13 protein-coding genes are annotated in these 18,074 nt (G+C 62.1%); 3 read left to right on the top strand and 10 right to left on the bottom strand.

Annotated elements, in window-relative coordinates:
* Positions 1-12: 12 nt before the first annotated feature.
* The 10 genes from ACZ5WW_RS18540 to ACZ5WW_RS18495 form a co-directional block, all read right to left on the bottom strand.
* The gene (locus ACZ5WW_RS18540; RefSeq protein ID WP_377168705.1) at positions 13-2,664 is read right to left on the bottom strand and encodes a DUF4118 domain-containing protein; all 2,652 of its coding nucleotides are present in this window, start codon (positions 2,662-2,664) and stop codon (positions 13-15) included.
* A gap of 11 nt (positions 2,665-2,675) precedes the next feature.
* On the bottom strand, positions 2,676-3,260 hold the full coding sequence (gene kdpC, locus ACZ5WW_RS18535; RefSeq protein ID WP_377168703.1) for a potassium-transporting ATPase subunit KdpC: 585 nt from the start codon (positions 3,258-3,260) through the stop codon (positions 2,676-2,678).
* Positions 3,261-3,264: 4 nt separating this feature from the next.
* On the bottom strand, positions 3,265-5,286 hold the full coding sequence (kdpB, locus tag ACZ5WW_RS18530) for a potassium-transporting ATPase subunit KdpB (RefSeq protein ID WP_377168701.1): 2,022 nt from the start codon (positions 5,284-5,286) through the stop codon (positions 3,265-3,267).
* Positions 5,287-5,326: 40 nt separating this feature from the next.
* Positions 5,327-6,385, bottom strand: coding sequence for a porin (locus ACZ5WW_RS18525; protein ID WP_377168699.1), 1,059 nt, complete (start codon positions 6,383-6,385; stop codon positions 5,327-5,329).
* A gap of 31 nt (positions 6,386-6,416) precedes the next feature.
* Positions 6,417-8,129, bottom strand: coding sequence for a potassium-transporting ATPase subunit KdpA (kdpA, locus tag ACZ5WW_RS18520; protein ID WP_377168697.1), 1,713 nt, complete (start codon positions 8,127-8,129; stop codon positions 6,417-6,419).
* Between the two features lie 15 nt (positions 8,130-8,144).
* Entirely contained in the window at positions 8,145-8,321 is a 177-nt protein-coding gene (gene kdpF / locus ACZ5WW_RS18515) for a K(+)-transporting ATPase subunit F (RefSeq protein WP_377168695.1), read from the bottom strand.
* Positions 8,322-8,488: 167 nt separating this feature from the next.
* Positions 8,489-10,435: a potassium transporter Kup gene (locus ACZ5WW_RS18510; RefSeq protein WP_377168693.1), complete on the bottom strand. Its 1,947-nt coding sequence runs from the start codon at positions 10,433-10,435 to the stop codon at positions 8,489-8,491.
* 101 nt (positions 10,436-10,536) lie between these two features.
* Positions 10,537-10,866, bottom strand: a complete 330-nt coding sequence (gene ppnP / locus ACZ5WW_RS18505) for a pyrimidine/purine nucleoside phosphorylase (RefSeq protein WP_377168691.1) — start codon at positions 10,864-10,866, stop codon at positions 10,537-10,539.
* 66 nt (positions 10,867-10,932) lie between these two features.
* Positions 10,933-11,988: a hypothetical protein gene (locus ACZ5WW_RS18500; protein WP_377168689.1), complete on the bottom strand. Its 1,056-nt coding sequence runs from the start codon at positions 11,986-11,988 to the stop codon at positions 10,933-10,935.
* A 78-nt stretch (positions 11,989-12,066) separates the two neighbouring features.
* A complete protein-coding gene (locus tag ACZ5WW_RS18495) occupies positions 12,067-12,792 on the bottom strand; it encodes a uracil-DNA glycosylase family protein (protein ID WP_377168687.1) in 726 nt (241 codons plus the stop codon).
* A gap of 90 nt (positions 12,793-12,882) precedes the next feature.
* Here ACZ5WW_RS18495 and ACZ5WW_RS18490 point away from each other — a divergent pair, with 90 nt between their 5' ends.
* The 3 genes from ACZ5WW_RS18490 to ACZ5WW_RS18480 are packed head-to-tail and all read left to right on the top strand — an operon-like array spanning position 12,883 to position 18,001.
* Entirely contained in the window at positions 12,883-13,854 is a 972-nt protein-coding gene (locus ACZ5WW_RS18490; RefSeq protein WP_377169223.1) for a S1C family serine protease, read from the top strand.
* Between the two features lie 40 nt (positions 13,855-13,894).
* On the top strand, positions 13,895-15,727 hold the full coding sequence (locus ACZ5WW_RS18485; RefSeq protein ID WP_377168685.1) for a hypothetical protein: 1,833 nt from the start codon (positions 13,895-13,897) through the stop codon (positions 15,725-15,727).
* 21 nt (positions 15,728-15,748) lie between these two features.
* Positions 15,749-18,001: an FG-GAP repeat domain-containing protein gene (locus ACZ5WW_RS18480; RefSeq protein WP_377168683.1), complete on the top strand. Its 2,253-nt coding sequence runs from the start codon at positions 15,749-15,751 to the stop codon at positions 17,999-18,001.
* Positions 18,002-18,074 lie beyond the last annotated feature (73 nt).

Raw genomic sequence — 18,074 nt, 5'->3', positions numbered from 1 at the left:
CTCCAGATTCGCTCAGGCCATCTTATCGGCAGGATCAAAAACCGGCACGCGGTTTATTTCGATCACAAACTCAGCACCACCGCCCGGATGATTCCGCGCCGTGATGTCACCTCCCTGCGCCTGTACAAACCCGCGCGCAATAGCCAGACCCAGCCCCGTGCCTCCGACGGGCGAGCCCTGCACACGATAAAATTTTTCAAACACCCGCCGCTCAGTACCCGCAGGCAGGCCGGGGCCATGATCGCGAATGATAAGCCTGAGCTGCTGATCTCGAAGAGAGACGCTGACATCGATCCCCGTTCCCGGCGGTGTATAGATGGCGGCATTGTGCAGGATGTTGGCCATGGACTGCGTCAGCAGCGCATGGTCCAGTTTCAGCAGCGGAAAGTCCTCCGGTATGTGCAGCCGCACCTCATGCGCCGCCAGCGGATCTCCGACGGCCTTGCGCGCTGCAGCGATGACGTCCCGCACGTCGCACCAGTCCAGATTGGGCTTGAGCACATCGGACTCCAGCCGGGTCATCTGCAGCAGGCTGTCCACCACACGCTGCAGGCGCTGCGTGGCAGTGGTGATTTCTGTCAGGTAGGGGCTGCTCTGGCCGCCCATGCCTTCGAGCGCGGCATGGATCACGGCGATGGGCGTCTTCAGCTCATGCGAGACACTGTCCAGCAGCGTGCGGTGCAGCTTCTCAGACTGTGCCAGCACCTCGGCATGGCTCACGGCCTGGATGAAGTGCTCCTTTTCCAAAACCAGCGCCAGTTGCAGCGCAAAGGCCTCGATCATCTGCCGTGTGGCAAAGTCGAGCCGAGTCTCATGCTCAAACTGCAGGCCCAGCACGCCCATCGTGGCCGTGGCGGTCTGCAGCGGAAACCAGGTGGCCTCGGACTCCGGCAGCGTGTCGGTGAAGCGCCCGGCGCACTGCTTGTTCTCATAGCTCCACGCCACCACTCCCCACTCCTTGAGGCTTGGCTGAAAGGTGCTGGCCACATGGGCTGTCTTTGGCAGGGCACGGTCATTTTCACGCACAATGAGCGCAGTCTGCACATGCAGCAGTTCATTGATGCTGCGCAGCGCCTCGGCCAGCCCCTTGGCGGGCTCCGCCGCCAGCGCGGCACTCTGAGTCACACGCAGCAGCGCCCCGGTCTGTCGCGCTCGCCTGCGCTCGGCGGCCTCGCGCATCCGCAGCCGGCTTGTCAGGCTGCCCATGCTCAGCGCCACGATGAAGAACATGATGAACATGATCCAGTCCTCGGCCTTGTTGATGTAAAACGTGAACTGCGGCGGTATGAAAAAATAATCCCAGCACAGCGCGCACAGCGTGGCCATCACCAGCACAGGCCCCCGGCTGAAGCGCATGGCCGCCAGCACCACGCCCAGCAGAAACACCAGCGCCACAAACATGTAGCCGGTGTAAGGCACCACACCCCAGCACAGGCTAGCGATGGTGAACACGGAGACCAGCACCCAGCTGTACTCTCCAATGACCGAACCCGCCCCGGTCTCGTTCCCAGATGTCATGAGGGTCTTTTCCGCAGCCGCCATCGGCCGTACCACGCAGACGTCGATGTCGCTGCTCCCGATGATGATCTGATCCGCCAGCGACTGCCGCCACCACGCTGGCTTGTCCGGCTTTCCCACCACGATCTGCGAGACATTGCGCTCACGCGCCACCTGCAGCAGTGCTTCGGAGACGTTTTCCCCCGTTACGGAGACCACCTCGCCGCCCAGCTTGCGCGCAAGGCTGAGCGCACGTGTGAGCCGCTCCTGCTCCACCGGAGCGAGCACGCGGGAGCTTTCCACCCAGGCCACGATCCATGGGCATCCAAGCCGTGTGGCGGCGCGGCGCGTCCAGCGGATCAGGCTCTCGGCATACGGGCTGGGCCCCACACCCACCAGCAGGCGTGCATTCGTTTTCCACGCGCTGCTCACGCGCCTGGAACGGCGGATGTCTTCGAGATCGCGGTCCACTTGCTCGGCGGTAAAGCGCAGCGCCAGTTCGCGCAGCGCCGTGAGGTTCCCCTCCTTGAAGAATCCGCTCACGGCCTGCTCCGCACGCTCGCCGAGGTACACTTTCCCCTCCGCCATGCGCTCCAGCAGCTTTTCCACGCTGAGATCGATGAGCTGGATCTCGTGCGCGCGGTCCAGGATGGAATCTGGCACCGTCTCCTGAATGGTCACACCGCTGATCTGGCGCACGATGTCCACCTGGCTGTCGATGTGCTGCACATTGAGCGTGGTGTACACGTCGATGCCCATGTCAATCAGCTCCAGTACATCCTGGTATCGCTTTGTATGGCGCGAGCCCGGCGCGTTGGTGTGCGCCAGTTCGTCCACCAGCACCAGCTGCGGGCGTTGCGCCAGTACAGCATCGATGTCAAACTCCTCCAGCGTGAAGCCACGATGCTCCAGCTTCCGGCGCGGCAGGACGCGCATGTCGTCCAGCAGCGCCGCCGTCTCCGACCTGCCGTGTGTCTCCACCAAGCCAACCAGCACCTCCACGCCTTCCTTCACGCGCTGCCGCGCCGTCTGCAGCATGGCGTAGGTCTTGCCCACGCCAGGACACATGCCAAGAAAGATGTGCAGCTTGCCTGATTTGGACACAGCATCCGCCTTCTGCACCTGCGCCAGCAGGGCATCGGGGTCAGGGCGTGTGTCGTCATTCATGGCCGCTGGGGTTATTTCAAAGCATCGAGGCTCAGATTCAACTTCAATACATTCACCCCGGCATCTCCCAGCACTCCAAAGTCTGGCGGCGTGGTGTTGGCCACGATCAGCTCCTTCACTTTCTCCACGCTGAGTCTGCGCGCCTTCGCCACACGCACCGCCTGCAGCTCTGCATTCTTGATGCTGATGTGCGGGTCCAGGCCGCTGCCCGAAGCGGTGACGGCATCTGCTGGCACTGCCTCTTGATCGCTGAGACTGTTTTCAGCGCGATACACGGCAAGGCGCTCTTTGACCGCATCATTCAGCTTCTGCGAGGTGGGCCCCAGATTGCTGCCGCCAGAACTGGTGGCGTCATAGCCGGCGCCCGCTGCGCTTGGGCGCGGATGGAAGTACTGAGCGCCGGTGAAGCTCTGCCCCAGCAGGGCGGAGCCGCGCAAGACTCCGTCTTTGTCCATGATGAGACTGCCGTGGGATTTGCTCTTGAACGCAGCGTGGGCAATGCCGGTGACCACGAGCGGATACACACCACAGGTGACCACCGCGAGCACCAGCATGGCGAAGACAGCGGGGCGGAGTTCGGATACAATGGCTTTCATGGGATTAAGCGAGGTGAAGGGTGGCGATAATGACATCGATGGCCTTGATGCCGATGAAGGGGACAACGACACCGCCAAATCCGTAGATGAGCAGGTTGCGCTGCAGCACGGCGGCTGCGCCCATGGGGCGATACGGCACGCCTTTCAGCGCCAGCGGAATGAGGGCGATGATGATGAGTGCATTGAAAATGACGGCGCTCAGGATGGCGCTCTGCGGGCTGGCCAGCCCCATGACGTTCAGCGGGCTGATGGCGGGAAAGGTGGCCATGAGCATCGCCGGAATGATGGCGAAGTATTTCGCGATGTCGTTGGCGATGCTGAAGGTGGTGAGCGAACCGCGCGTCATGAGCAGTTGTTTCCCGATTTCCACGATCTCGATGAGCTTCGTCGGGTTGCTGTCCAGATCGACCATGTTGCCCGCTTCACGTGCGGCCTGCGTGCCGGTGTTCATGGCCACGCCCACATCGGCCTGGGCCAGGGCGGGGGCGTCATTGGTGCCATCTCCGGTCATGGCCACCAGGTGGCCCTCAGCCTGCTCGGCGCGGATGCGGCGCAGCTTGTCCTCCGGCGTGGCCTGCGCCATGAAGTCATCCACGCCTGCCTCTGCGGCGATCGCGGCTGCGGTCATCGGATTGTCTCCCGTAATCATCACCGTCCGGATGCCCATCTTGCGCAGTTGGGCAAAGCGCTCCTTGATGCCGCCTTTCACCACGTCCTTGAGCTCCACCACTCCGAGCACCTTGCTGGATTCGCATACCACCAGAGGCGTACGTCCAGCACGTGAGGCGGCCTCCACGATCTTGGCGATCTCAGGTGGATAAACACCACCCAGAGACTCGACATGATTTTTGATCGAGTCCGCTGCGCCTTTGCGGATGCTTCGGCCATCGAGATCGACACCGCTCATGCGAGTCTGCGCAGTGAATGGAATGAAAGTGGCATGCGGTGCAGCCAGCTCGCGTCCGCGCAGGTTGAACTTGTCCTTGGCCAGCACCACGATGCTGCGACCCTCCGGGGTTTCATCCGCAAGGGAGGCGAGCTGCGCCGCATCAGCGAGCTGCGGCTCCGTCACGCCAGGCGCAGGACGAAAATCGGACGCCATGCGGTTGCCGATGGTGATGGTGCCGGTCTTGTCCAGCAGGAGCACATCGATGTCTCCCGCGGCCTCCACAGCACGTCCGCTGGTGGCCATGACATTGCGGCGAATGAGACGGTCAATGCCGCTGATGCCGATCGCGCTCAGCAGTCCACCGATGGTGGTGGGAATCAAACAGACGAGCAGCGCGATGAGCACCGGTGTGGAGAATTCGACCCCCGAGTAGATGCCAAACGGACGCAGCGTGATGCAGACCAGCAGAAATATGAGCGTCATGGCGGAAAGCAGGATCGTGAGTGCGATCTCATTCGGCGTTTTCTGACGCTGCGCGCCTTCCACCATCGAGATCATGCGGTCGATGAAGGTGTTCCCCTTCTCCGAGGTGATGCGGATGACGATGCGGTCACTGATGACGCGTGTGCCTCCTGTCACGGCGCTGCGGTCGCCGCCGCTCTCGCGGATGACAGGAGCCGATTCGCCTGTAATGGCGGCCTCATCCACGCTGGCGATGCCTTCGATCACTTCGCCATCCGCAGGGATCACATCGCCGGTCTCACAGACCACGAGGTCTCCTTTTTCCAGGGCAGGAGCCGGCACCTGGATCTCAGTGCCGTTTTTCAGCTTGCGGGCGATGGTGTCCTTGCGTGCGGCACGCAGGCTGGCGGCCTGCGCCTTGCCACGGCCTTCCGCCACGGCCTCGGCATAGTTGGCAAACAACACGGTGAACCACAGCCAGATGCTGAGCTGGGTGATGAAGCCATGGTCGGCCTTGGTGGTGAAGATGCTCACGGTGGTGAGAACCGCTCCGACGAGCGTGACGAACATCACCGGGTTTTTCACCATCAGGCGCGGGTCCAGCTTCTGCAGCGCCCCGCCGACAGCGGGCACGAGGATGGAAGCATCAAAGAGCGAGGTAGGTTTGTGAGACATGAGGGGAGGGCCTTGGGCCGTTGGGTTCGAAGAATGAGTGTCAGGAAAAGCGGATGCTGAAGGATGCCAGGAGAGAGGTGCTGCTGCGCACCAGGGAGTCGCCCCGCTGAAAAGCCGGGGTGCTGTTGTGCAAGTAGCGCATCTCCACGCGAAAGAGCAGGTTCTTGCTGATCTGGCGGTCCACATTGAATGACACGCCGGTGAGGGCGGTCCTGCCCGGCAGGCTTACGATGACCCCGGAGGCATCGTTATACTGCTCCACGCGAAAGGCCGTGGCCCAGCGGTCGTCCAGCTTCCACCGCACGATGACATTGGGAGACCACCACAGGTTGTTTCCGCTGCTCGCACGCTGCTGCCAGCCGATGTCGCAGCCCACATACATGCTCACCGCGCTGCTCAGCACTAGGTGGGCATACAAGTTGTTAAAATAGCGCATGCGGCGCTGATCATCTGGAAACTCACTGCCCACATAGGTGCTCCAGTTCAGCAGCAGACGGTCATGGGGCGCCCATGCCACCTTGGTGCCAAAGCCCGGCAGGCTGTTGCCCGCCAGCGGGCGCACGCGCTGCCAGCCATCCACCACCAGGAATGCCAGCTCCCACTCCTTTTTCGGCTTCCAGGTCAGGCGGCCGCCGGTCAGAAAGTAGGGGGAGTTTTCCGCCATGAGACTGCGGCTCAGCGTGTAGTTGTCCGCGCCGATCGCGCTTTCAAAACCGATGTGCGAGCTGAACTCCCCCACATCCAGCCAGAGGGTGCGGCTGCGGTTCAAAGCGACTCCCACATAAGTGTCGTAAAAGTGCTGCAGCAGATCCGGCTCGGCGGCCAGATTGATCCGTGAATACGTGCCCGCCATGAGCCCCAGGCTCGCGTGATACCAGCCCCCGTTGAGATCGGCCTGGATCAGCGCCAGGTTGATGGCCGGGGCGTCAGTGGTGGTGTGGTTGTAGAGAAATCCCGGCCTGCGATGATTCGCGGGCTCGTTGAAATCGTACCCGTAATAGCTGTCCAAAAAACCTTTGTAAGCCACCGTGGGTGCGTCGTCCGCTGCCGGCACTATGGCAGGCGCGAGCATAAGAAGACTGAGAATGGATGCTTTCATGATGCGGAACCTTCGTGATGAGATGCCGGGGTTAAAAAAGTTTTCCCTGCGCCGTGAGGAAGTGCTCCACCACCGGCCCGAGGGCGAGTGCAGGCAGAAAATTGAGCGCGCCAATCAGCAGCACGGTACCGATGAGCAGCACGGTAAACGTCGCGCCATTGACCGGGAAGGTTCCGGCACTCGGCGGCACCGCCTGCTTGCCGGCGAGCGATCCCGCAATGGCCATGATGGGCACGATCATGAGGAAGCGCCCAATGAGCATGGCCAGGCCCAGCGTGGTGTTATACCACGGTGTATTAGCAGTGAGCCCGGCGAAGGCGCTGCCGTTGTTGCCGGTGGCGGAGCTGTAGGCATAGAGCATCTCACTGAAGCCATGCGGCCCGGCATTGTTCAGGCCAGCCACGCCCCACGCGCTCACGCAGGCCCAGGCCGTGAAGCCCAGAATGCTGAGAGTGAGGATCAGCAGCGTCAGCATGGCCAGCTTCACCTCCTTGGCCTGGATCTTCTTGCCCAGATACTCCGGTGTGCGGCCCACCATGAGCCCGGCGATGAACACCGCGAGAATGACAAACACGAGCATGCCGTACAAACCAGCGCCCACACCGCCGATGACCACCTCTCCCAGCTCGATCATGAAGAGCGGCACCAGCCCGCCGATGGCGGTGAAGGAGTCGTGCATGGAGTTCACCGCACCGCAGGACGCCGCCGTGGTGATGGTGGCGAAGAGCGAGGAATTGAAAATGCCAAAGCGTACCTCCTTGCCCTCCATGTTGCCATCCGCAGCGGCCACGCCGAGCTGCTGATGGACCGGATTTCCCGCCGCTTCACTATGAGCGCACACCAGCACACCGCCGACAAAGAGCACCATCATCGCTGCCCACACGGCCCAGCCGTGCCCCTGGTTCTTCACCATGCGGCCGAGGTAGTAGGTCAGACCGCTGCCGATGGCGAAGATCGAGAGCATCTGCACAAAGTTGGAAAGCGGTGTCGGGCTCTCAAAAGGATGCGCGGCATTCGCGTTCATGAAGCCGCCGCCATTGGTGCCCAGCATCTTGATGGCCACCTGCGAGGCCACCGGCCCCTGGGCAATGACTTGCTCCGCACCTTCCAGCGTCTTAGCATGGGTGTAGGCGTCAAAGTTTTGGATCATGCCCTGCGAGACCAGGAAGATGGCAAACACCACGCAGATCGGCAGCAGGAGGTAATACGTCACGCGCACCAGATCGGCCCAGAAGCTGCCCACCGTCCTCGAGGAGCTGCGCGCGATGCCGCGCACCAGCGCTGCCGCGATGCCGATGCCCACGGCAGCAGAAGTGAAGTTGTGGAAAGTCAGCCCCACCATCTGCGAGAAGTAGGACATCGTGGCCTCGCCGCCATAGCTCTGCCAGTTGGTGTTGGTGGTGAAGCTAACCGCCGTGTTGAAAGCCAGGTGATGACTCAGCGCAGGAAATCCCTGCGGATTCAGCGGCAGCACATCCTGCAGGCGCAAGATCGCATAAGTGAAGACCACGCCCGCAAGGCTGAAGGCCAGCATGGAAAAGGTGTACTGCAGCCAGGTCTGCTCACGTTTGGGGTCCACCCCCAGCACCTTGTAGGTGGCTCTTTCCAGCGGCTTGACCACCGGATCCAGCCAGGTGCGTCCGTCGGCATCCAGCACCTGCATGAGGTAGAGGCCCATGGGCTTGGTGAGGAGCGCCAGGAGGCCGAGGAAGAGGGCAAATTGCAGCCAGTCGGTGGAGTGCATGGTGAAAGAAGCGAGTTAGAATTTTTCCGGACGCAGCATCGCCACCATCAGGTAGGCGAGCAGGGCGAGGGCGATGAGCCCGACAAGGATGGTTTCCATGGTGGGCGGGGAGTTAGAGATTTTCGCAGCCGCGTGCGTAGAGCCCGCAGAGCACAAAGAACGCTGCGGTGATGCCGAGGCAGATGAGATCATTCATGGCGTGATGGATGTTGTTCCACCACCACGATGCCCGCTTCTCACATCCTGCCGAGTTAAAGGCAGGACTTGAGCCGTCAAAAAAGCGTTAAACCGGCTTTAAAAACGACATCTAGCCTGCGGTGCCCCTGCCTCCCGTCAATGTGACAAGCTCGGCAGCCAGTCTAGATCTCCACCTGCTGCCCCAGTTCGATCACCCTTCCTACTGGAATTCGAAAGTAGGTCGCCGGCTGCTGCGCCAGCTTGCTGGCAAAAGAGAAAAGGTGCTCGCGCCAGCGCGCCATGCCCGGTTTATGGCTGGGCACAATGATCTCACGGCCAAGAAAGAAGGTCGCTTTCACGGCCTCGACTTCGAGCCCGTAGCTGCCGCAATACTGCAGCAGCCGAGGCACGTCGGGCTTTTGCATAAACCCGTAGCGGCCTGTCACACGCCAGAAACCTTCGGAAAGCTTTTCTACTTCCACACGCTGGGTTGCAGGCACCCAGGGCTCGTCCTCGGTGATCAGTGTCATGAAAATGACCCGCTCATGAATGGCCCGGTAATGTTTAAGGCTGTGCAGCAGGGCGATGGGCGTGCGACCGCTGGTGCTGGACATGAAGATGGCCGTGCCGGGCACCGTGACCGGGGGGCTGCGCCTGATGCTTTCACAGAGCGTCTCCTGGCTGAGCGCGCTTTTCTCCATCGAGGCACGCACCAGACGCCTCCCGGTGGCCCAGGTCGTCATCAGCGTGAAGATGACAACGCCCACCACCAGCGGGAACCAGCCACCGTCGAAGAACTTCACCAAATTGGCGCTCAGAAACGCCAGTTCGATCACCCCAAAAACAAAGCACAAAGAGAGCGTCTTGAGCAGCCCCCATTGCCACAGGTGCCGCGCGGCAAAGTAAAACAGCACCGTGGTGATGAGCATCGTCATCGTCACCGCCACGCCGTAGGCGGCGGCCAGATTCGTCGAGTTGCGGAAGGCCAGCACCAGCGCCAGGCAGGCAAGCATGAGCAGCCAGTTGACCAGCGGGATGTAGATCTGCCCCATCGCATGCTCCGAGGTGTGCCGTATGCTCAGACGCGGCAGGTAGCCCAGCTGCACAGCGCTGAGTGTCAGCGAGTAGGTCCCGGTGATCAGCGCCTGCGAGGCGATGACCGTCGCTGCGGTGGCCAGCAGCACCATTGGCAGTGCGGCCCATCCGGGCGCCATCTGGAAAAAAGGCGCATGCGCCAGCTCCGGCTTTTGCATGAGCATCGCTCCCTGCCCCAGATAGTTCAGAGCCAGCGCAGGCAGCACCAGCGAAAACCACCCGCGCCGGATCGGCCCGGCGCCAAAGTGCCCCATGTCGGCATACAGCGCCTCCCCGCCCGTCACCGCCAGAAACACACTGCCCAGAATCACAAACGACTTGTGGCCGCCTGTGGTCAGAAAGTGCCACCCATGCCAGGGATTGAACGCGGCCAGGATTTCCGGCCCATGCACCAGATGCGTCACGCCGAGCACCGCAAGCGACACAAACCACAGGCCGGTGATCGGTCCGAAGAAACGCCCGACCCGGGCCGTGCCCAGGTACTGCACCGAAAAGAGCACCACGAGAATCACGATGGTGATGCCCATGATCAGCAGCTCCATCTTTTCATCCCACAGGGCCGCGGCGGCTGCATCCGCCGGCGCACTGCCCAGCAGCCCGCCATCTTTCAGGCCCTCCACCGCGCTCAGCACCGAAATGGCCGGCGTGATGATGCCGTCCCCAAACAGCAGCGCCGCACCAAACAGCCCCAGCAGCACGATCACCACACGGCGCTTGAGCGTCTCCGCCATGCCATGTGAGGCCAGAGCCATCAGCGAGAGCACGCCCCCCTCCCCCTTGTTGTCCGCACGCAGCACAAAGACCAGGTACTTCACGCACACCAGCAGGATCAGCGACCAAAGCACCAGCGAGACAACCCCCAGCAAATTCTCATGCGTGGCCGCCACATGATGCGGGCTGTGCGGGCCAAAGCATTCCTTGAGGGTGTAAATCGGGCTCGTGCCGATGTCTCCAAACACCACCCCCAGCGCGGCGATGACCAGGGTGGTGGTGGAAAGCTTGGGGTGGCCTGTCTTTTCTGCTGTGTCACTCATGACGGTGTGATGATCACTGGAAACCCCGAGGCCTCCAGTGAATGCCCCTGACAGGCGCGTTAAGAATGTGTGAAGAAAGGCTCGCCCGGCCCCGGATCAGCTCAGTCCAGGAATGAGCAGATGTACTCGCAGATCCCGGAGCCGACGCTGATGTCAAACCCGCTGTTGGCTGGCACATCAAAGAACTGCCCGCCTGCATACGGCACCTTTTCATCACTGCCGTCGAGCTTCACGACGCACTCACCGGCCACGATCTCCATGCGCTCCGCCTTGGCAGTGCCAAAGTGGAAATCGCCAGGATAGATGAGGCCCAGGGTTTTCTTGCTGCCATCAGGAAACAGAATGCTGTGGCTGACGACTTTGCCGTCAAAATAGATGTTCGCTTTGGTGACGGCGGTGACTCCGGAAAATTCGGCGGGGATGGCTGACATAAGGCGCGAGAAATAGGCGATCTTTTTGCACGCGGCAAGCACCGACCTGCGTCTTGACCCAACGGATTACTTCACCGGCACCCCCTGCAACAGTCCGATCGTGGCCCACGAACATCCCCAGTAGGTGTAAATGCCGGTGGCATCCTTGAAGGATTTTGCTTTGGCAGGGCCGCTGCGGTCAACCTGGCTGATGTGCGTGATGTCGATCGGCCAGCTGCCATCGTCGCTCTGGGTCTTCAGCAGCCAGTGCTGGGCACGCGCAATCGCGTCCGCCACAGCTCGGTCCGGGGCGTTTTCCTGCAGCACGTAAAGCACCTGTCCGGTGGCGAGGACGTCGCTCATGTTTTCGCCAAGGATGTAGCTCCAGCCCCCGTCGCCGCGCTGCCGTTTGAGGATGTCTTTGATCAAAGCTCCGACGTCCTCCGTCTTGCCAAAGCGGCGCGCATAAAGTGTGCGAAATACAATCGACTCCATCGTGGTGGGCATGTCCATTTTTTGCAGCGCGGGCGCGGCCTTGGCCTGCACCCCGGCAGCCTCTGGCACCGATGGCTGAGGCGTGGCAAGAGCGATCAGATGGAGGCGCAAAGCATTGGCCTGAGCATCACCCGCACCCCGTTTCTGCATGCCGGCAAACTGCCCGGCGGCACTCCATGAACCGTCCTGCTTTTGCTCAGCAGCGAGCAGTTTCGTCAATTCAGGCGCGCCCCTCTCAGGGAGTGCCAGGATCATCAGCGCGGCTTCTTCAAGCCCCGGCCGTTTGTCCGTCGCGCGTTCGACAGCCCATGCCAGCCATTCCTCGTACTTTTTGGCATCCACCGCAAATCCACGCCTCCGCGCCTCACGATGGCTCCAGAGCATCTCGGGCATGTGATGGCAGCCGTTGCAATTCTTGGCAGCCATCCATTCCTCCCCTTCCCTTTCAATAAAGCCGAGACTCTTGGTGATGCCGGCGCGGAGATCCGTCTCGCTCGGCGGCTTCACCGGCTCCGCAGTTTTCGCCGGAGCTTGCCTGGCAGCTTCAGCAGGATTCGCCGCAACCGGGGGCTTGTCATCCGCACGGACAATCGACAAAGCGCTCCCCAGCAGCACGAGCAGAAACGTCAGGTTGCGAATCTCGTTCATACAACCTTGAACGCTCATGCGGCGGAGTTGTTGCAGCGGCCCGGCTGGCTAAAGCCACGCGGGCGGGGCGAGCATGAATCACTCCCACACGCCCAGCTTCACCAGCTGCTTCGTGGCGGCCCCGGCCCAGTCACGGTTCGCGGCGGGGCTGGCAGGGCTGGGGTGAAGGACACGGCCCGTTTTGAAATCGCCTCCCATGGCCTCCTTGGCTCGCAGGGCGCACGCTTCCGCGAAGGCCCCCACCCCGATGACCCATTCGGGCTGCAAAGCACCAATCACGGCCTGCAGGTGCCTGTCACAGGCGGCCTCCAGCGCGGCAGTTTCGGCAGCAGGCAGTTTGTCTGGCGTGAAGTTGCGGCCACTGCCCTCAATGAAAACCAGCGGGCAGTAGTTCGCCACAAAGTGCTCTTTGAAGAAAGCCTCCGCCTTGCCAAACCGCTGGGCAAAGAGCCCCCACAGGCGACGTCCGCTGACTTCGGACTGCGGGCAGTCAAAGCCGACGACGGGCCGCTTCGGGTGTTCGCGCTCCGGTTTGCCCACCGGCTCACAGATCCCCATCCAGTCCCGCACGGCCGCGATTTCACCGAAGGGAACCCCCGTCTGCGTCATGCCAAAGGGCCCCGGGTTCATCCCCACGAGGACCACTTTCTTGTGGGTGCTGCCAAAGCGGCGCAGGTAGGCCTCATGCGGTGCCCAGGCGTAGTCGAGCGGCTGATAGACATACTCGACCGGGGCGGCAAACCGCAGCGGGCGCAGGGTTTCACGCAGGGTCTGGGCGGCGGCAATGAGGGCGTTGGCAGGCATCGCCGCATGAGATGCGCGGAGCTTCGCCGAGTCAAGATATGCAAAAAGAACTCGTATCCGCAAACACGTCCGCTAGAGTTCAAACCCGTGATGCGAAACAACCTGAGCTTCGGAATCCTGGCGGCGGCCTGCCTTGCAGCCCCTTCTTTGTCGGCAGAAAACGTCAGGATCGTGCTCAAAAACGGTGCCGAGCTGCGCGGTGAAGTGCTCAAGGACCGTGAAGACACCGTCGTGCTGGACCTCGGCCACACCGTGCTCACCGTGCCCCGCTCCGAAGTCTCTCTCTTTGAAAAAGCTGGCGCCGCCGCCGCCAAAACCGCCGCCGTTCAGGGGGAGGACATCTATTTTGTGGAACCCTCACGTGAGGCCATGACGGTGGAAAAAAACGTGCAGCGCGTGGCCGAGTCCGTGGTGCAGATCCAGACCGCTTCAGGCCTCGGCTCCGGCTTCATCATCAACAAGCTCGGCTACGTCATCACCAACCAGCACGTCATCGCCGGCGAGCGCGAGATCACCGTGGTGGTCTACCGCAAAAAGCCCGACGGCCTGGAGAAGCAGCAGTTCACCAAGGTGAAAATCATTGCCATGAACGGCTTCCTCGACCTCGCCATCCTGCAGATCGACGATGAAGCCGTGGACAGGCTGCCCTTCGTTCCCTTGGGGGACTCAGACGCCCTCACCCAGGGGCAGGATGTGTTTGCCATCGGCAGCCCTCTGGGGCTGGAGCGTTCCGTCTCCAAGGGCATCGTCAGCATCCGCGCGCGGGAAAGCGGCGGCCGCTGGTACATCCAGAGCACCACGCAGATCAACCCGGGCAACTCCGGCGGCCCGCTCTTCAACGCACGCGGCGAGGTCGTGGGCGTGAACAACATGAAGACCGCCGGCGTGGGCGTCGAGGGCCTGGGCTTTTCCATCCCCTCCAGCGTCCTCAGGCTCTTCCTCAAAAACCGCGAGGCCTTCGCCTTCGATCCGCGCAATCCCAACAGCGGCTTCCGCTACCTGCCCCCGCCGGCACCACCCCGGCAAAAAACAAAGCCGGATTCTGTAACCACCGGCGGCTGATTTTTCTGTACCTGGTATGACCCTCTTCCTTCCCCCCTCCATGAAACGCGCCTCCCTCCTTTTCTCGCTGCTGCTCACCAGCATCCTCCCCGCCTCCGCCGCAGACCGGCTGGAGCAGTGGTACAACCTCATGCCGAAAAACACCGTCGGTGTCATCGCCATCAAGAACACCCCTGAGCTGCTCACAGACTGGGACAAAAGCAGCTACGCGAAGTTCATGCAGGACGACGAGGCCAAACGCTGGATGTCTCCCATGCGCAAAGACGGCGACGCCCCCTGGGACAAGTTTTTCAAGGACATCTACGGCACCGGCATGTATGACACGCTCAAGGAATACCCGGGCGCGGTGGTCAGCTACCTTGTAATTGGCGACATCAGCCAGTTCGACAAAAATCCCCCCAACGTCTCGCTCTGCGAAGTCGGCGGCAAGCAGAAGGAGATCGAGGCTCAGAAGCTCGCCGAGGTGGAGTCCAAGAAAAAGGAAAACCCCGACCTCAAGCTCCGCACCGAAGACATCGGAGGCGTGAGCGTGCAGATCGCAGCGCTTTCGGATGACGCGGATGCTCCTTGGGTCATGGGCTGGGGCGTAGTCGGGGACGTGATGATCGAGGCCAACACCCACGCGCTCATGGAATACATGGTCGGCGCCCTCAAAAACAACGCCGGAGATCCTCCCGGAGCCGCTCGTGAACACCTCACACGCATCGGCCAGTTCACCAACGGCGGCGGAGACATGATGATCTACTTCAACGGTGTGAAACTGCTCGAGCTCGGCGAGCAGGCCCTCACCGCCGCAGAGGCCAAAAAGAAGGCGGAGGGCAAGGCCAACGCCGGCATGGGCCTGGACTTCAAGCCGCAGATGATCATGGACATGCTCGGTGCCAAGGAGCTGCAGGCCTTCGCTCTCACCGCAGAGCTCACGGACACCCAGTCACGCATGGACATGACCATCCTGCATCCGGAAAAGCCCTCCGGGCTGCTTGCCCTCATGCGTGGCACCAGCAATGAAGTCTCCCTGCCCGCCTTCATTCCCGCCGGCATCCTCACCGCCAGTGTCTCGCGCATGGACTTCGGCAGGGTCTATGACTCGCTCCTCGGCATGCTTGGAAAGCTCGGCCCCATGTCGATGATGGTCACCATGCAGCTCGCTCAGTTCGAAGGCCAGCTCGGCTTCAAGATCCGGGATGATCTCTTCGGCAGCCTGTCAGATGAAGTCATCCAGGCCCAGGACGGCGCTGGCACCAAGGAAAGCCAGGTCATGGGCTTCAAGATCAAGGATGCCGACAAGCTCGGCGGCGCGCTCGAAGGCCTCAAACGTTATGTCGGCGCAGGTTTCGGCGCTTTTGAGGAGAGCGACTACCTCGGCTTTGCCATCAACGCCCTCAAAGTTTCCCAGACTTCCAACGCCGCCACCGAAGTCGCCTACTGCAACACCGGCAAGTACCTGCTCATCTCCATAGGTGGCCAGGACACTCTGAAAAAAGTCCTGGGCCGCATGAAGGACCCCTCCGGCCCCAGCATCTGGGAGACTCCCCACGTTCAGAGCCTCCTCTCCATTGTGCCTAAAAACTACAACGGCGTCGGCGTCACAGATGCGGGCCGCCTCATGACCATGGTCGCCACCGCCGCAGCCGCTCTCGAGAGCAAAACCGGCGCAAAGGCCAAAACAGCCGCAAAAAAGAAAGGCCCGGGCAAAAAGGCGCTCTCCCCGGAAGAGGCCGTCACCGCAGCAGCCAGCGGCTGGTTTGACTCCAGCGCTCGCCCCTCCAACGAAACCTTCGAGCGCTACTTTGGCAGCCTGCTCAGCGCCAGCTATTCCCACCCGGACGCCATTCAGGTGCACTACCTGACCACCCCCGTCGAGGCCAAGTAATCCCCACTCCCACCACTCACCATGCGCCTTGCTCTCCTGCCCTTGCTGCTGGCGACCAGTGTCCTTGCCGAAAAGCCGGCACTGTATTTCGACGGGCCGGAGATCGTGAAGCTCGACTGGAACACCGCCAGCCCGCGTGCCGCTGACTTTAATGGCGATGGCCTGACAGACCTCGCCATCATCAACGCCTCGCGCGCACGCATCGAGTTCCTCCTCCAGCGCAAGGACGGCGTTCAGACCGGCACCCCGGAAAAATCCGCCCGCGCAGACCGCTGGAACCCGGTCCTCGAAGTCTCCCGTTTCGACAAGCAGCCGCTCGTCATCGGGCGTGCCGCCCTCGCGCTCGCCGTGGGCGACTGGAATGCCGACAAGAAGGCGGACATCGCCTTCATCACCGACGAGGACAAGCTCGTCCTCCGCATGCAGGATGAAAAAGGTGTCTGGGCGGCCAAGCGCGAGTTCACTCTCGACTCCACCGCCGACGACACCGAAGTGCTCGTCGCACGCGATTTGAATGGCGACGGCCGCGATGACATCGCCCTGCTCACCAGCACCCGCCTGATGGTACTTCTCCAGGACAAGCCCGGAGGCTGGGCGGAGCCGCAAAACTACGCCCTGGGAGAGGGCGGCTGCGCCGGACTCAGCAGCACCGACCTCAACAACGACGGACGCCCCGATCTTTTTTACACCTCCCCGGATGGCGATGCCCTGCTCGTGCGCCTTCAGAACGAGGGCGCAACCTTTGGCGAAGAGTGGCGGCTCGAAATCCCCGCCGCCAGGCACTGGCTGCATTCCATCCGCCTCGGTGCAAACAGCACAGGCGTCGCCTGGATCCAGGACGAAACCAACATGGTCGAAGTCGCCAGACTTACCCAGGGAGCCGCCGAACCCGATGCCGAGCGCGCCGCCACCATCCGCTACGCCATGCCTCCCACAGAGGCAAAAAACGGGGCTGTCGCCTTTGGCGACCTCACCGGAGACGGCCTGCCGGACGTCATCATGTCAGAGCCCAAGGCCGCACGCGCCTGGCTCTTCCAGGGCGGCAGCGGCGGCACCTTCAGGGAAGGGCGTGAGTTTCCCATCCTCAGTGGCGTCGAGTCGCTGGCCATTGCCGATGTGGATGGTGACAAAAAAGCCGAGCTCGTGCTGCTCAGCCCCGCGGAGCAGTCCGTCGGCCTTGCCCGCTGGCAGGACAACCGCCTGCTCTACCCCGAGATCATCTATCAGGCCAAAGAGGGCGAAACCCTGCTCACCCTGACCACCGACTCCGCCGTCCTCTGCGTCACCGAGATCAAATCCAAGCCTCAGCTCGTCACCCTCCGCAAGACCGCGGCGGCCAAAGGGTTCACCGCCACCACTCAGGAGCTCACCATCAAAACCGGCCGCATCAGTGGCATCCGTGTCGTCGATGCCAATCAGGATGGCCGCGGCGACCTCGCCCTTTTTTCCAATCTCGGCCCGCTGCAGATTCTCCTCAGCACCGCAGACAGCAAAGCGCCCTTCAAACGCGTCGAAGGCATCCCCGACGCCTTTGTGAGCAAGCTCGCCCCCGCCGCACTCACCACCGGAGACCTGGACGGCGATGGCAAGCCGGAGATCATCATCGCCCACCAGCAGCTGGCCCGGGCTTTCAAAGTCGATGCCGAGGGCAGGGCCAGCATCGTGGAGCAGTTCAATGCACCCGATGCCGCCGCAGAGCTGCACAGCGCGCTCGTTTCCCGCAAAAATGGCAAGACCTCCGTGCTGCTGATCGACGCCACACACAGCCGGCTGCACGAACTCACCGCCGGCGCTGACCGCGTCTATCGCCCCGACCACACCCATGCCCTGCCCGCCATGACGCCCGAGCTCTGCGCCCTCATGGCTGCAGAGAAAAACACCCGCCTGCTGCTGCTCGGCAAGACCAGCTTCCAGCTCGCACCGCTGGACGGCTCCACCCTCAAGCTCGAGACTGTGGCCAGCTTTGACAGCGAGCTCAAGGACACCTCCCCCTCAGACCTCCTCACCGCCTCGTTCTCAGGCGGTGACTTTGATGACATCGCCCTGCTCGACACCTCCAAGAGCCGCGTCGTCGAAATCTTCCAGCCCGCATCCGCGCAAAAATGGGACAGCGCCATGTACTTCCGCGTGTTCGAAACCGACCCGCACTTCCGTGGCAAAACCGGCCTAGAAAACGAGCCCCATGACTACGCTGCGCTCGATCTCAACGGCGACGGCCGGCTCGACCTCTGCCTGCTCACGCACGACCGCGTGCTCCTCTATGTGCGCCAGTAGCGGCACCTGCGCTGCGCCCTGAAACCGCCCCTGCGTCAGAGGATCTCATTTCACAGGCTTGCACAGGCTGAAA

The organism is Prosthecobacter fluviatilis (genome assembly GCF_055388355.1).
This window is presented reverse-complemented; position numbering and strand designations above follow the sequence as displayed.

Excerpts from the sequence above, each read along its gene's own strand:
- ACZ5WW_RS18540 (WP_377168705.1), bottom strand. The coding sequence starts at position 2,664 with ATGAATGACGACACACGCCCTGACCCCGATGCCCTGCTGGCGCAGGTG.
- kdpC (WP_377168703.1), bottom strand. The coding sequence starts at position 3,260 with ATGAAAGCCATTGTATCCGAACTCCGCCCCGCTGTCTTCGCCATGCTG.
- kdpB (WP_377168701.1), bottom strand. The coding sequence starts at position 5,286 with ATGTCTCACAAACCTACCTCGCTCTTTGATGCTTCCATCCTCGTGCCC.
- ACZ5WW_RS18525 (WP_377168699.1), bottom strand. The coding sequence starts at position 6,385 with ATGAAAGCATCCATTCTCAGTCTTCTTATGCTCGCGCCTGCCATAGTG.
- kdpA (WP_377168697.1), bottom strand. The coding sequence starts at position 8,129 with ATGCACTCCACCGACTGGCTGCAATTTGCCCTCTTCCTCGGCCTCCTG.
- kdpF (WP_377168695.1), bottom strand. The coding sequence starts at position 8,321 with ATGATCTCATCTGCCTCGGCATCACCGCAGCGTTCTTTGTGCTCTGCG.
- ACZ5WW_RS18510 (WP_377168693.1), bottom strand. The coding sequence starts at position 10,435 with ATGAGTGACACAGCAGAAAAGACAGGCCACCCCAAGCTTTCCACCACC.
- ppnP (WP_377168691.1), bottom strand. The coding sequence starts at position 10,866 with ATGTCAGCCATCCCCGCCGAATTTTCCGGAGTCACCGCCGTCACCAAA.
- ACZ5WW_RS18500 (WP_377168689.1), bottom strand. The coding sequence starts at position 11,988 with ATGAACGAGATTCGCAACCTGACGTTTCTGCTCGTGCTGCTGGGGAGC.
- ACZ5WW_RS18495 (WP_377168687.1), bottom strand. The coding sequence starts at position 12,792 with ATGCCTGCCAACGCCCTCATTGCCGCCGCCCAGACCCTGCGTGAAACC.
- ACZ5WW_RS18490 (WP_377169223.1), top strand. The coding sequence starts at position 12,883 with ATGCGAAACAACCTGAGCTTCGGAATCCTGGCGGCGGCCTGCCTTGCA.
- ACZ5WW_RS18485 (WP_377168685.1), top strand. The coding sequence starts at position 13,895 with ATGAAACGCGCCTCCCTCCTTTTCTCGCTGCTGCTCACCAGCATCCTC.
- ACZ5WW_RS18480 (WP_377168683.1), top strand. The coding sequence starts at position 15,749 with ATGCGCCTTGCTCTCCTGCCCTTGCTGCTGGCGACCAGTGTCCTTGCC.